Below are 13,308 nucleotides of genomic sequence, written 5' to 3' on the forward strand. Positions count from 1 at the left end.
TAACTGTACAGAGAGGAAAAAATGAAGACATCAAAGGAATACAAGGATTTAACAATAAAAGAATTTACCAAAGCAGCAGACATTTATGAGTCAGGTGATGCGGGTATTTATGAGATATGTAAGGAAGGCTATCCTTATATTGCATCTGAACTTGAAAAAGAAGAATATGAAGATTTGTTGGATTGTGGTTGTGGCACCGGTCCAATGATATCTCTTTTATATGAGAAGGATTCCAGTAAAAAATATACAGGACTTGATATTACACCGAGAATGATTGAGGTGGCAAAGAATAAAAATCTAGAGGGTGTCAACTGGGTTGTGGGAGATTGTGAGAATCTTCCCTTTGAAGAAAATAGTTTTGATGCAATCATTTGCTCAAATAGTTTTCATCATTATCCTAATCCAGAGAAATTTTTTGAGAGCGCTAAAAGGGTATTAAGACCAGGCGGAAGGCTAATTTTACAAGATTACACTGCTCCAAAATTTATCCTTTGGATTATGAACCATACGGAGATGCCTTTAGCTAATTTAATGGGCCATGGAGATGTAGGGGCCTATTCATTAGATCAGGTTCAGCAGTTTTGCGATTTGGTTGATTTGAAGGTTGAGAAGCTTAATAGGGAAAAGAAAATGCGTTTACATCTTGTTGCCAGAAAGAAGGTATAAAATATGATGAAATATACAGGAACGTACATAACACTATTTCCAATACTTCTACGTAAGCATCTTGCAAGGCAGTTTGGAAAAGGGGTTACAAAAAAAGCTATTAGAGGAGCAAAGCCAATTTATAAGCAGATGCTACAGAAGTGTGATGATATTGGCTTTGATAATCCTATGGCCAGCAATATTTACATGTGCTTTGTATTTTTGGCAATATGGGAAGCATCAGAGGGGGCTATAGACTTAGAGGGATATAGAGCAGTAATTAAAAATTTCATGACTAGTTTTCCTGTCAGCAAGTTTTTAGCAAATGGAGATATTAATGATCCTAATACTTTGGCCCTTGCCAAGGAAAAGTTTCACAAAATGCAAGAATGGGCAGATGCACATCCGGAATATAGGGACAAAACCTGGGATTTTAATTTTGATGAAACAAAGCATAAAGATGGTAGCTATTATCATTTTACAAGATGTCCGATAGAGGATTTTGCAAGAAAGAATGGATATTTAGAAATACTGCCAGTGTGTTGTGAGATGGACTATTACCTTACAGAGGCTAAGCATGGTGTCCTTCATAGAGACTACACCCTAGCAACAGGGGGCAAAATATGTGATTACTGGATTGTTCCTGATAAAATAACGAATCCTAGATGAAAATTATTGATGTAGTATGTTATTATATGTATGCGTTTATCAATGATAAATTAACCTCATGCAGTCTTAGATTGCATGAGGTTTTTAAAAGGAGTTTTTTATGGAAAGAAAAGAATTAGCTGTTGAATTAAAGCATAATGGATGCAACTGTTGTCAGGCTGTACTATTAGCATTTAAGGATGAGCTTGGATATTCGGAAGAAGAATTAAAAAAGATGGGCGCATCATTTGGTGTAGGAATGGGCTGCATGGAGGCTACATGCGGAGCTCTTATTGGAGTCCAGATGATTCTGGGAATGAAGAAATATGAGGGCAAGCCAATACTTAGGGATGCTGCTACATTGGCTAAGGATTTCGCTGAGACATGCGGAGCTACAATTTGCAAGGATTTAAAAGGCGTTGAGACTGGCGTTGTGAAATGCGAATGCGACGACTGCGTAAGAAATGCAGTAGAGGTTTTATTAAGAAATTCTTAAATTAAATAATGATTGTCTAAAGCTCGCATTTTGCGAGCTTTATTTATATACTATAATTTAGTACAGATATAAGAACGTAAGGAGTAGCGTATATATTTAAGTGGGGTAATGGGATGGTTTTGTTTATAAACGCATGTGTGCGAGCTGAGTCTAGGACGCTACAGCTTGCAAAGGCACAACTTGCGCGGATTTCAGATGATTATATTGAGATTAAGTTGGTGGATGTGACATTTCCAAAGATTGATGAGTCATTTCTAACAAAAAGGGATAGTCTTATTGCAAATAAGAAATTTGATGATGACTTATTTGCTATGGCTCGGCAGTTTGCAGCTGCGGATACCATTGTTATAGCTGCGCCATATTGGGACTTGTCATTTCCAGCTATGGTGAAGCAGTACTTAGAGTTTATTAATGTAGTAGGGATTACGTTTGAGTACACAGATGATGGAATACCAAGGGGATTATGTAAGGCTAATAAGCTATATTATGTCATGACAGCTGGCGGAAATTTTGTTCCTGAAGATTTTGGATATGGATATGTTAAGACACTTTGCCAAAGTTTCTATGGTATTAAAGATGTAGAGCTTATCAGCGCAACAGGACTGGATGTATATGGGGCTGATGTATCTCTTATTCTTAATGAAGCGGTTAATAAAATTAAATAATTATATAGTGTATTGAGGAGGTAAGTTATGAACACTTTTGTAGATGCTCTTTTGAGTGAAAAGCCAGGAAGAATCCCTGAGGAGTATGACTGGTTTAAGAAGCTGATTGGTGATTGGGACTGTGATTATTATGACGAGCTTGATGGGAAGAAACGTCATGTTAAGGGAGAGTGGATTTTTAGAAGAGTGCTAGAAGGAATAGGCATTCAGGATATTTTCATTTTTCCGTCTCGAGAGACTAGAGACAATAATCCCCAGCCTGATGGTGAATACGGAACATCTCTCAGAATTTTCAACAAAAATGATGATTGCTATGATGTTGTGTATACCTGTGAGGGGATAATGAAGAGGCTTACTTTTAGAAAAGAAGATGATAGGCTTGTGGGAAAAGTCCTTGATGAGGAAAGTACATATTGGATTTTTTCTGACATCACAGATACTGGTTTTCACTGGGAATATGTGATGATAGATAAGGATGGATCTTGCAATTTAGTATGTGAGATTTTTGGGAGTAGAGTTTAGATGGCAAAAAAACCAAAGATTAAAACAAAAAAAGGCAAAGTAAATAATGATTTGAATTCTTCAATTTCTAAAAATCAGCGACTAATCTCAAGAATGGAACAGGCGGAAAAAGAGATAAATTATAATCAAAAAGTCGTCACTATTTTATGTCGAATTATATTTATACTTACTGTTCTAATTCTTTTGCTTTTAGTAAATGATATGGGTGTATTTGAAACAATATTCATGGTAGCTTTAACAGTATTGTTATTCTATTTTGCTTGGCTCAGAAATTTTATTTATAAGTACAAATCTAAATGCAAGATTATTTTGGAAGTTGATGCAGTGCTTTTTTCTTCACCGCTATTAGGAGATAGAAGAAATAAATATGAAGAATGGGCTCAGTCTGTAGCAGCAGGACATTATAAAGTTGGTAGACGTGGTTTTGAATATAGATTGGGTATGAAAAAAATCGTGTTCTATTATAATGTCGGTCTCACTAATGCAAGGCATTTGTCTGAGATACAGCACGAGTATTTTAGAAAGCTTTTAGTTAAGGCAGATCAGAGTCTAGATAGTATTATGCCGGTTTTTTCTAATGCAAATATAGATAAGCTTGATAAGCGTGCTAGTTATCATACCAGTCGAATACTGCATTATCTATATGCACTTTTAAATATATTCATGCTATTTCTTCTTTCGTCAATTGGTGGTATTGCAGGCATTGCTTTAGTGGCAGTGGCCTGTGGATTGACTGAGGCTTTTGTTTTCTATTTTTCTATAAAAGGTGCTTATTTCAATTATAAAAATGAAATGGCTTTAAGAAAGGCTCTACCGGATAATACAGGAATTGTTAGAGATAATGGATTGGGCGCTATTAGGCCGTATTTGGGCTACATCGCTTTTGCAGTAATCTTTTTAAGTACTTTTATAAGTGAGTTTTTAATTATCTGGATGTAAATGATTAATTTATCGTAATTCTTATAGGTTGGAAAATATAATGATAAGAGAAAAAATATATGAATTGAAAAATTGGAATGGGGTAGTACATACAACTTGGAATCCTAAGGGGCCAGGTGTAATTAGAATACATATGATTCCACCTAAATTTAGATTATTCCATTTCGTGCCAGCGGTTGTGATTATTAATGGTCAGGATGTTATTCCTATTAATGAATCCTGGGCAATTCTTTTGACTGAGTTTATAAACGGCGTCAACGAATATGGCGAAAATCAGATGGAGGAAAATGATTTAAATGATATTTTAATTGATGCCTTTCATAGAGTGAGAAAAGTGTATCCAGAGGTGGAGAATGATGTTCTTCGAGAAGATTTGAACACTATAGTAAGCGCATTTGATTCTATTGCAAGAAATGAGATTCCTGCTATTGATATTGGTACCATGAGCTTGGGTGAATATGCTCCTAATATGACTGCGCCTCACCGTATGGATTTAATGATTTCGGCAATGGCAAAGGATGGACACTGGGCATGTAATCAGCGATGCCTTCACTGTTATGCTGCGGGGCAAAAGTATGCTGAGACGGAAGAAATTAGTACAGATGAGTGGAAGAATATCATCGACAAATGTAGGAAAGCTAAGATTCCTCAGCTCACATTTACTGGTGGAGAGCCTACATTAAGAAAGGATTTACCAGAGCTAATTAAATATGCAAGATGGTTTGTAACTAGGCTAAATACTAATGGTGTATTACTAACAGAGGAGTTGGTAACTGAATTAGTTGATGCAGAGCTTGATAGTGTTCAGGTTACTTTATATTCACATAAAGAAGATATCCACAATGCTCTTGTTGGCACTAATCATTTTAAGGACACAATTCAAGGGATTAAAAATGCACTTGCTGCAGGGTTGAATTTAAGCGTAAATACACCCCTTTGTTCTCTGAATAAAGACTATGTTGGTATGCTTGAGTTCTTACATGAATTAGGCGTTGAGTATGTGACATGTTCTGGATTAATTGTTACTGGTAATGCAACATTAGAAGATTCAAGACAGTCACAATTATCAAAAGATGAAATATATGAAATCATTAGGGAAGCAAAGGCATATGCAGACGCTCATGATATGGAAATCGATTTTACTTCTCCAGGGTGGATTGATTCACAAAAACTCATGGAACTTAAAATGATAGTACCAGGTTGCGGGGCTTGCTTGAGTAATATGGCTATTACTCCTGATGGAAAAGTAATTCCTTGTCAGAGTTGGCTGTCGTCAGATGTTTTAGGAGACATGAAAGAAGATTCTTGGAAAAAGATTTGGAATAGTAAAGAATGCAAGTCCATCAGAGCTAATTCTGCAAAGTCAGAAGGAATATGTCCACTTAGAGTTATGAATGATATGGAGAAAAGCAATGAATAAGAGATTATTAATTTTTATAGGGGCAATAATTATTTGTTTTGGCTTTATTTTTAACGCTCAGACTGCCCATGCAGCTACCCTTGACCATATTTATGATTATGAGGTTGTTGTAGATATGCGTGATGATGGTTCATGCGATATTTCTTATCATATTCAGTGGAAGGTTTTGGATAGTACATCAGAAGGACCTCTTACTTGGATTAAAGTGGGAATAGCCAATAGATTTGCAGATGAGTTTAAAGCATTATCAGATAATATTGATGATATATACTATTACAAAGATGGTGGCGATTTCGTTCGTTTAGATTTGGATCGAGAGTATACAGCAGGAGAAGTACTTAATCTTGACTTTAGTTTACATCAAAAGAACCTTGTTCAGCTAGAAGGGGATGAGGCTGTTTATAGATTTACACCGGGATGGTTTGAAGAAACACCTGTAGATAGAATAGTTATACGTTGGAATTCTGAAAATGTTATATCAACATCTGGTGATGATGATTTTGAAAACGGATATTATGTGTGGGTTAATGATAAGGGCGGTTATAATCTACAAGCCACAGCGTATGTAAGTTATAGTGCCAATCAATATGACTATTTAGAAGGAAATGTTGAGACTAGGGAGATAGCTGGTACGCTATATTCAATATCAGAGCTGGAAACATTAACTATGTTGCTGGTTTTTGTCCCTTTGGGAGTATTAATTATTTTATTTATTATCTTTAAAGATAAAATATTTATAAACGATAGTTATTCAAAGGAACGAGGGCTTGGTGGAAGATACTATGCACATACTGCGCGAGGTCATTATGGTGGCGGAGGTTGCGCTTGCGCCTGTGCCTGTGCTTGTGCAGGTGGAGGACGAGCAGGATGCTCTAAAAAAGATTTTTATGGAACTAAGCTTTACACAAGAGAGATATATAAGGCTCTCCAATAAAATAACGTTATAAACAATTATTAGAATTATTTTACAAGGAAGGTCACTCATTATATGGAAATTCTGAAAAGGGTCAGTAGGTTTTTGGATAAAATAGTTTTCTTCTTTACAACCCTTGCTATAGCTGGAGTATTTTATGAAGGGATGACACTTAAATGGTATGAGGTAGTTGGAATATTGGTGATATGTATGGAATACTCATTTTTGCCAGCGACAATTATACATTTAATAGTAGATAAAAAAGATGAAATTTATATGCTTCATGTGATGTCTATGTTGCTTATTATTTTTGCATTTGCAATCAAATTTTTAATTGGTTCTTTTCCAGCACTTGGTCTTTTATTATGGTATTTTTATATTTGGTTTTTGTATGGTGGAATACTTGTTGGAAGATATGTTGAGAAAGTAAAAAATAATTGTATGCAGGAAAAGTAGCTTGTAAGTTTGCCTGTTATACAAAAATTTAAGCCACGGCATATGCCGTGGCTTTTCTCGAGTTTAGAACAATCTATTTAGTTTTCTGATTTTCCTGAAGCTTCATTGCACGAACCTTGAGTGGAAGTCCCCAAAGTGTGATAAATCCCTCTGCATCGTGGTGATCGTAAAGGTCGCCTGTAGTAAATGATGCAAGGCTCTCTGAGTAGAGAGAGTATGGTGAAGTAGTACCAGCCTTGATGATGTTGCCCTTGTAGAGCTTGAACTTAACTTCGCCAGTTACATATTCCTGAGTAGACTTTACAAATGCCTGAATAGCATCGCAAAGTGGTGTGAACCACTTGCCTTCGTAGCAAACCTGTGCAAGCTTTGCGCCCATTTCCTTTTTCATTTCCATTGTAGCGCGGTCAAGGCAAAGCTCCTCAAGCTGAGCATGAGCCTCCATAAGGATAGTACCGCCTGGTGTCTCGTAAACGCCACGAGATTTCATACCTACAACACGGTTCTCTACGATATCAATAATACCGATTCCGTTTCTTCCACCAATCTCGTTTAACTCTTTGATGATATCAGAAACTTTCATCTTTTTACCATTAACAGATGTAGGAACACCCTTTTCAAATGTCATTGTCACATACTCTGGCTTCTCTGGTGCCTTTTCTGGTGGAGTAGTGAGCATAAGAAGGTGCTCATAATTAGGTTCCTTAGAAGGATCCTCAAGCTCAAGTCCCTCATGGCTGATGTGCCAAAGGTTACGGTCACGGCTGTATGACTGATCTGTTGAGAATGGAAGATCAATGCCGTGTGCCTTACAGTAATCAATCTCATCCTGACGAGACTGAAGCTTCCACTTGTCATTACGCCATGGAGCGATAACCTTGATGTCTGGAGCAAGAGCCTTGATACCAAGCTCGAAACGAATCTGATCATTACCCTTACCAGTAGCACCGTGGCAGATTGCAACAGCGCCTTCTTTTCTAGCAATCTCTACAAGCTTAGCTGCGATACCTGGTCGAGCCATTGCAGTACCAAGTAAATATTTATTCTCATATACAGCACCTGCCTGAACGCAAGGTACAATGTAATTGTCGCAGAAGTCATCAACGATATCTTCTATATATAATTTAGCAGCACCAGAAGCTTTTGCTCTCTCTGAAAGACCGTCTAATTCTTCTCCCTGACCGCAATCGATACAACAACAAATTACTTCATATCCATAATTCTCCTTGAGCCATGGAATGATAGCAGTGGTATCAAGACCACCTGAATAAGCAAGTACAACTTTTTCCTGTGCCATAATATTTCTCCTTTATGTTTATATTTATTCGCTTGTTTTTGAATTATTAACACTGTACCACGTTAAAGTGGAAAATACAAGTGCAAAATTATGCATATTACAAGAATAAATATGAGGATTGTGAAAAATGTACTTGATTTATATGAATAATGAGTGTATATTTATGCAAAAATAATTCATAAAATTTTGCTGTAATACTTTACTTTGCGAAAGTGAAGTAATAGAATATAGCTGTTCGATTAAATGAAAAGGAGACTTGCTATGATTAAGGTTGGAATTATTGGAGCTACTGGTTATGCAGGAGCTGAAATTGTTAGATTGCTTTACAGCCACCCACAGGCACAGATTGTGTGGTACGGATCTAGATCTTATGTGGATGAGAGATTTGCTTCTATATATAAGAACATGTTCACATTGGTTGAGGACAAGTGTCTTGATGACAATATTTTAGAACTTTCAAAGCAGGTTGATGTTATATTTACAGCTACTCCTCAGGGCTACTTAGCTGGCGTGCTTACAGAGGAGATTCTTTCTAATTGTAAGGTGATTGATTTATCTGCTGACTATCGTATTAAGGATGTGGATACTTATGAGAAGTGGTACGGCATCACTCACAAGAGTCCACAATTTATAGAAGAAGCTGTTTACGGACTCTGCGAGATTAACAGGGATAAGGAAGTAGGAGCAAGACTTATTGCTAATCCAGGTTGCTATACTACATGCTCTATACTTACAGCTTATCCGCTTGTTAAGGCAGGACTTATTGATCCATCTACTCTTATTATTGATGCTAAGTCTGGTACTTCAGGTGCTGGCCGTGGAGCTAAGCTTCCTAACCTTTACTGCGAGGTTAATGAGAGTATCAAGGCATACGGTGTTACAACACATCGTCACACACCTGAGATTGAGGAGCAGCTTGGATATGCATGTGGACAGAAGTTAATGCTCAACTTCACACCTCACCTTGTTCCAATGAATAGAGGAATATTAGTTACTGAATATGCAAGCCTTGTTAAAAAAGATGGCAAGCTTCCTACAAAGGAAGAGGTTATGAAGGCATATCATGATGCATATGATGATGAGTTCTTTGTTCGTGTACTTGGATATGGCGAGTGCCCAGAGACTAAATGGGTTGAGGGAAGCAATTTCGTTGATGTGAGCTGCATGATTGATGAGCGTACAGGTAGAGTTGTTATGATGGGTGCACTTGATAATCTTGTTAAGGGCGCAGCTGGTCAGGCAGTTCAGAATATGAATATTATTTTTGGTTTAGATGAGAAAATGGGACTTGATTTTGCACCAATGTTCCCATAAGTAGGAGTTATTATGATTACAGAAAGCGTTAGTTTTAAGGTAAATTTAGGAGCCGATATGAATTATCAAATTAGGACAATGGAAGAAGAAGATTATGATGGCGTCTACAAGCTCTGGACTACAATCCATGGTTTTGCTATGCGTTCATTAGATGATTCTAAAGATGGTGTCACTAGAGTTCTTAGAAGAAATCCAGGGCTTTCTGTTGTAGCTGTTTCAGATGGCAAAATAGTTGGTTCCATTTTAGTAGGACATGATGGAAGACGTGCATGCTTTTATCATGTGTGTGTCCATGAGGATTATCGTAAGCAGGGCATTGGTAAGGCGATGGCAGCAGAGGCGATGGTTAGACTTAAGGACGAGGGAATCAATAAGATTCAGCTTGTTGCCTTTAGAGAAAATCAGCTTGGTAATAGCTTCTGGCAGGCTGAACAGTGGGAAAAAAGAGATGATTTAAATGTATATGATTTCGTTTTAAATGACGAGAATATCACAGCATTTAATAAGTAGGAGAAATATATGAAGGAAATCAAAGGCGGTATTACCGCAGCAAAAGGATTCAAAGCTGCCAGCACAGCAGCTGGTATTAAATATCAGGGACGTACTGATATGGCTATGGTTTATTCTGAAGAGCCATGTGTAAGTGCAGGTACTTTTACAAGTAATGTTGTTAAGGCTGCATGTGTTCAGTGGGATATGAATATCGTAAATGCGAATAAACCTATTCAGGCAGTTGTTATCAATTCGGGAATTGCTAATGCATGTACTGGCAAGGAAGGATTTGATGCCTGTGAGGCCACTGCAAAGGGAGTTGAGAAGGCACTTTCTATTCCTTATGATTCAGTAGCAGTAGCATCAACTGGTGTAATTGGAATGCAGCTTCCAGTTGATAAGCTTGTAGCAGGAGTTGAGGCAATGGCACCAAAGCTTGATGATAGCATAGAGGCTGGTACTGATGCATCAAAGGCTATTATGACAACAGACACTGTTAACAAAGAGATTGCAGTTGAGTTTGAAATTGGCGGCAAGACAGTGACACTTGGGGGGATGAGCAAGGGCTCAGGTATGATTCACCCTAATATGTGTACAATGCTTGCTTTCCTTGGAACAGATATAGATATTGAAAAAAGCCTTTTACAGGAGGCTGTCAGTGAGGTTGTAGCGGACTCATTCAATATGATTACTGTGGACGGTGATACATCTACAAATGATACTTTGATTTGCATGGCAAATGGTTTGGCTGGCAATCCAAAGATTTCATCAAAGGGAGCTGATTTTGATACATTTAAAGAGGCATTAAAATTCGTATGTACGGATTTGGCAAAGAGAATGGCAGCTGATGGAGAGGGCGCTAGCAAGCTTTTTGAAGCAAAGGTTGTTAATGCCAAGTCTGTAGCAGACGCCAAGACATTATCTAGAGCTATCGTAGGTTCTAACCTTTCTAAGGCAGCAATATTTGGTTGCGATGCCAATTTCGGAAGATTCCTTTGTGCAATGGGATATTCTGGAGCTGATTTCGACCAGAATGATGTAGAACTTTTCTTTGAAAGTGTTAATGGCAGACTTCAGGTATTTGATAAGGGCACACCTATTGTGTTCGACGAGGATGAGGCACTTAAGATTATGAAGGCTGATGCAGTTACAGTATTTGTAGATATGCATGAGGGAGATGCAGAGGCTACAGCATGGGGCTGCGATTTGACCTACGACTACGTAAAGATTAATGCAGATTATCGTAGCTAAGTTAATTTATTAAGAGAGCAGTAACTAACAAGCTCATATATTAGTGAAGCTTACATTTAGTAAGCGGAACTAATCATATGGCTTGTTAGTGTAGCTGCGGACTAGGAGGATAAAATGGATAGTAGTATGCAGCCAATATTGGATAAGGCTCAGGTTTTAATCGAGGCTTTGCCATATATTCAGAGATTTAATCGTAAGATTATGATTGTTAAGTACGGCGGAAGTGCTATGGTTGACGAGGACTTAAAAAAGCAGGTTATTCAAGATGTTACTTTGCTTAAGCTTGTTGGATTTAAGCCTATCATCGTTCACGGCGGTGGCAAGGAAATCAGCAAGTGGGTTGAGAAAAATGGTATCAAGCCAGAGTTTATCAATGGTCTTCGCAAGACTGACGAAGCTACAATGGAAATTGCGGAGATGGTTCTCAACAAGGTAAATAAATCACTTGTTCAAAATGTGCAGGCACTTGGAGTTAATGCTGTTGGTGTTTCTGGCAAGGACGGTGGACTTTTAAAGGTAGAAAAGAAGCTTTCTGATGGTCAGGACATCGGTTTCGTTGGAGAGATTACAGAGGTTAATCCAAAGATATTAGAGGATTTACTTGAGAAGGATTTCTTACCAATCGTTTGCCCAATTGGAATGGATGACAATTTTGAGACATACAATATCAATGCAGATGATGCAGCATGTGCGATTGCTAAGGCACTTCATGCTGAGAAACTTGCATTCCTTACAGATATTGAGGGTGTATACAAGGATAAGGATGACCCAGACACTCTTATTTCTGAAATCACAGTTGATGAAGCTAAGAGCCTTATTGGAGATGGCTATATAGGCGGTGGTATGCTTCCTAAGCTTACTAATTGTATTGATGCTATTGAGGAGGGCGTTAATAGAGTTCATATCTTAGATGGACGTATCGCTCATTGTTTATTACTTGAGTTCTTTACAAACAAAGGAATTGGTACAGCAATCATTGGCAACAAGGATACGAGGTATTACGATGAATAAGAAAGAATATATCGAGAAGGCTGATAAAAATTTACTACATGTATATAATCGATTTCCTGTAATTTTTGATTACGGTAAGGGTGTTTATCTCTACGATGAGTTGGATGAAAAGTATTTGGATTTCGCCTCAGGTATCGGCGTTATGGCATTTGGCTATGGCAATGAGGATTTTGAAAATGCTTTAACAACACAGCTTAAGAGAATCACTCATACTTCAAATCTCTACTATCATATTCCTATGATAGAGGCAGCAGAGAAGATAACAAAAGCTTCTGGCATGGATAAAGTATTCTTTACAAATTCAGGTGCCGAGGCAATAGAAGGCGCTCTTAAAACTGCTAAAAAATACGCGTACACAAAAAAGGGCCTAGGTGATTATGAGGTTATCGCTATGGAAAATAGTTTCCATGGCCGTACTGTAGGTTCACTTTCTGTCACAGGTACAGAGCATTATCGTGAGCCATTTTATCCTTTGATGTCTGGCGTTGAGTTTGCAACTTTCAACGATTTTGGTAGCGTGCTAGCTAAGCTTACTGACAAAACATGCGCTATCATTATGGAGACTGTTCAGGGAGAGGGCGGTCTCTATCCAGCAGATAAGGAATTTATTCAAAAGGTAAGACAGCTTTGCGATGAAAAGGATATTTTGCTTATTTTAGATGAGGTTCAGTGTGGAATGGGCCGTACAGGTAGCATGTATGCATTCCAACAGTATGATATTAAGCCAGATGTACTTACTACTGCAAAGGCTCTTGGCAATGGTGTTCCAGTTGGAGCATTTTGTGTTACTGACAAGGTGGCAGCTAGCTCATTAGTTCCAGGAGATCACGGAACAACATATGGTGGTAACCCACTTTGCACAGCTGCTGTTGCTCAGGTATTTGACATGTTTGAGGATTACAAGATGCTTGACCATGTTAATGCTATTACTCCATATTTCGAGCAGACTCTTGATAGACTAGTTGAGAAATATGATTTCATTACTGCAAGACGTGGAATGGGATTGATGCAGGGACTTGTTCTTACAATTCCAGTAAAAGAAGTTGTTACAAAAGCCCTCTTAGAAGAGCATTTAGTTGTTTTGTCAGCAGGGGCCGATGTACTTCGATTACTTCCACCACTTGTTATAACTGAGCAGAATATTGATGAATTTAAGGAAAAAATCGAGAGAGTCTTTGAAAAATTTGTATAAAAAAGAGGTCGCCATAAAGACGTAAAACTCTTGTAATATTTTTGATT

The 13,308-nt window shown here is 37.8% G+C and carries 15 protein-coding genes; 14 read left to right on the plus strand and 1 reads right to left on the minus strand.

Going from position 1 to position 13,308, the window contains the following annotated elements; all coding sequences use genetic code 11:
- Nucleotides 1-21 precede the first annotated feature (21 nt).
- From F0Q01_RS03385 to F0Q01_RS03425, 9 genes are all read left to right on the plus strand, one after another.
- Complete coding sequence (locus F0Q01_RS03385; RefSeq protein WP_090486244.1) at nucleotides 22-666, plus strand: class I SAM-dependent methyltransferase; 645 nt, start codon at nucleotides 22-24, stop codon at nucleotides 664-666.
- A gap of 3 nt (nucleotides 667-669) precedes the next feature.
- On the plus strand, nucleotides 670-1,314 hold the full coding sequence (locus F0Q01_RS03390; RefSeq protein WP_242941824.1) for an L-2-amino-thiazoline-4-carboxylic acid hydrolase: 645 nt from the start codon (nucleotides 670-672) through the stop codon (nucleotides 1,312-1,314).
- A 100-nt stretch (nucleotides 1,315-1,414) separates the two neighbouring features.
- Nucleotides 1,415-1,789 (plus strand): C-GCAxxG-C-C family protein, encoded by a 375-nt coding sequence (locus F0Q01_RS03395; RefSeq protein WP_090486247.1) that lies wholly within the window; start codon nucleotides 1,415-1,417, stop codon nucleotides 1,787-1,789.
- A gap of 113 nt (nucleotides 1,790-1,902) precedes the next feature.
- Nucleotides 1,903-2,454 carry an NAD(P)H-dependent oxidoreductase gene (locus tag F0Q01_RS03400; RefSeq protein WP_090486250.1) on the plus strand — a complete coding sequence of 184 codons (552 nt, stop codon included), beginning with the start codon at nucleotides 1,903-1,905 and terminating at the stop codon, nucleotides 2,452-2,454.
- 27 nt (nucleotides 2,455-2,481) lie between these two features.
- Nucleotides 2,482-2,976 carry a hypothetical protein gene (locus F0Q01_RS03405; protein WP_090486253.1) on the plus strand — a complete coding sequence of 165 codons (495 nt, stop codon included), beginning with the start codon at nucleotides 2,482-2,484 and terminating at the stop codon, nucleotides 2,974-2,976.
- The gene (locus F0Q01_RS03410) at nucleotides 2,977-3,915 is read left to right on the plus strand and encodes a hypothetical protein (RefSeq protein ID WP_090486257.1); all 939 of its coding nucleotides are present in this window, start codon (nucleotides 2,977-2,979) and stop codon (nucleotides 3,913-3,915) included.
- Nucleotides 3,916-3,955: 40 nt separating this feature from the next.
- The gene (locus tag F0Q01_RS03415) at nucleotides 3,956-5,335 is read left to right on the plus strand and encodes a radical SAM protein (RefSeq protein WP_090486259.1); all 1,380 of its coding nucleotides are present in this window, start codon (nucleotides 3,956-3,958) and stop codon (nucleotides 5,333-5,335) included.
- Entirely contained in the window at nucleotides 5,328-6,269 is a 942-nt protein-coding gene (locus F0Q01_RS03420) for a hypothetical protein (RefSeq protein WP_090486262.1), read from the plus strand. Before F0Q01_RS03415 ends, F0Q01_RS03420 begins: the two co-directional genes overlap by 8 nt.
- 54 nt (nucleotides 6,270-6,323) lie before the next feature.
- Nucleotides 6,324-6,704, plus strand: a complete 381-nt coding sequence (locus F0Q01_RS03425) for a hypothetical protein (RefSeq protein WP_090486265.1) — start codon at nucleotides 6,324-6,326, stop codon at nucleotides 6,702-6,704.
- A 73-nt stretch (nucleotides 6,705-6,777) separates the two neighbouring features.
- Here the strand turns inward: F0Q01_RS03425 and F0Q01_RS03430 are convergent, their stop codons facing one another.
- A complete protein-coding gene (locus F0Q01_RS03430; protein ID WP_090486268.1) occupies nucleotides 6,778-8,001 on the minus strand; it encodes an argininosuccinate synthase in 1,224 nt (407 codons plus the stop codon).
- Nucleotides 8,002-8,262: 261 nt separating this feature from the next.
- Here F0Q01_RS03430 and argC point away from each other — a divergent pair, with 261 nt between their 5' ends.
- The 5 genes from argC (at nucleotide 8,263) to F0Q01_RS03455 (ending at nucleotide 13,261) form a co-directional block, all read left to right on the plus strand.
- On the plus strand, nucleotides 8,263-9,315 hold the full coding sequence (argC, locus tag F0Q01_RS03435) for an N-acetyl-gamma-glutamyl-phosphate reductase (protein WP_090486271.1): 1,053 nt from the start codon (nucleotides 8,263-8,265) through the stop codon (nucleotides 9,313-9,315).
- A gap of 12 nt (nucleotides 9,316-9,327) precedes the next feature.
- A complete protein-coding gene (locus tag F0Q01_RS03440) occupies nucleotides 9,328-9,825 on the plus strand; it encodes a GNAT family N-acetyltransferase (protein WP_242869204.1) in 498 nt (165 codons plus the stop codon).
- A gap of 9 nt (nucleotides 9,826-9,834) precedes the next feature.
- Nucleotides 9,835-11,058, plus strand: a complete 1,224-nt coding sequence (gene argJ, locus F0Q01_RS03445) for a bifunctional glutamate N-acetyltransferase/amino-acid acetyltransferase ArgJ (protein WP_090486273.1) — start codon at nucleotides 9,835-9,837, stop codon at nucleotides 11,056-11,058.
- 114 nt (nucleotides 11,059-11,172) lie between these two features.
- Nucleotides 11,173-12,069 carry an acetylglutamate kinase gene (gene argB, locus F0Q01_RS03450; protein WP_090150573.1) on the plus strand — a complete coding sequence of 299 codons (897 nt, stop codon included), beginning with the start codon at nucleotides 11,173-11,175 and terminating at the stop codon, nucleotides 12,067-12,069.
- Nucleotides 12,062-13,261, plus strand: coding sequence for an aspartate aminotransferase family protein (locus F0Q01_RS03455; RefSeq protein WP_090486276.1), 1,200 nt, complete (start codon nucleotides 12,062-12,064; stop codon nucleotides 13,259-13,261). The genes argB and F0Q01_RS03455 overlap by 8 nt, the downstream gene beginning before the upstream one ends.
- The last annotated feature ends 47 nt before the right edge of the window (nucleotides 13,262-13,308 follow it).

This window comes from Pseudobutyrivibrio xylanivorans, from assembly GCF_010906925.1.
Taxonomy (GTDB): Bacteria; Bacillota; Clostridia; order Lachnospirales; family Lachnospiraceae; genus Pseudobutyrivibrio.

Coding starts and splice junctions, on each gene's coding strand:
- F0Q01_RS03385 (WP_090486244.1), top strand. CDS start 22: ATGAAGACATCAAAGGAATACAAGGATTTAACAATAAAAGAATTTACC.
- F0Q01_RS03390 (WP_242941824.1), top strand. CDS start 670: ATGATGAAATATACAGGAACGTACATAACACTATTTCCAATACTTCTA.
- F0Q01_RS03395 (WP_090486247.1), top strand. CDS start 1,415: ATGGAAAGAAAAGAATTAGCTGTTGAATTAAAGCATAATGGATGCAAC.
- F0Q01_RS03400 (WP_090486250.1), top strand. CDS start 1,903: ATGGTTTTGTTTATAAACGCATGTGTGCGAGCTGAGTCTAGGACGCTA.
- F0Q01_RS03405 (WP_090486253.1), top strand. CDS start 2,482: ATGAACACTTTTGTAGATGCTCTTTTGAGTGAAAAGCCAGGAAGAATC.
- F0Q01_RS03410 (WP_090486257.1), top strand. CDS start 2,977: ATGGCAAAAAAACCAAAGATTAAAACAAAAAAAGGCAAAGTAAATAAT.
- F0Q01_RS03415 (WP_090486259.1), top strand. CDS start 3,956: ATGATAAGAGAAAAAATATATGAATTGAAAAATTGGAATGGGGTAGTA.
- F0Q01_RS03420 (WP_090486262.1), top strand. CDS start 5,328: ATGAATAAGAGATTATTAATTTTTATAGGGGCAATAATTATTTGTTTT.
- F0Q01_RS03425 (WP_090486265.1), top strand. CDS start 6,324: ATGGAAATTCTGAAAAGGGTCAGTAGGTTTTTGGATAAAATAGTTTTC.
- F0Q01_RS03430 (WP_090486268.1), bottom strand. CDS start 8,001: ATGGCACAGGAAAAAGTTGTACTTGCTTATTCAGGTGGTCTTGATACC.
- argC (WP_090486271.1), top strand. CDS start 8,263: ATGATTAAGGTTGGAATTATTGGAGCTACTGGTTATGCAGGAGCTGAA.
- F0Q01_RS03440 (WP_242869204.1), top strand. CDS start 9,328: ATGATTACAGAAAGCGTTAGTTTTAAGGTAAATTTAGGAGCCGATATG.
- argJ (WP_090486273.1), top strand. CDS start 9,835: ATGAAGGAAATCAAAGGCGGTATTACCGCAGCAAAAGGATTCAAAGCT.
- argB (WP_090150573.1), top strand. CDS start 11,173: ATGGATAGTAGTATGCAGCCAATATTGGATAAGGCTCAGGTTTTAATC.
- F0Q01_RS03455 (WP_090486276.1), top strand. CDS start 12,062: ATGAATAAGAAAGAATATATCGAGAAGGCTGATAAAAATTTACTACAT.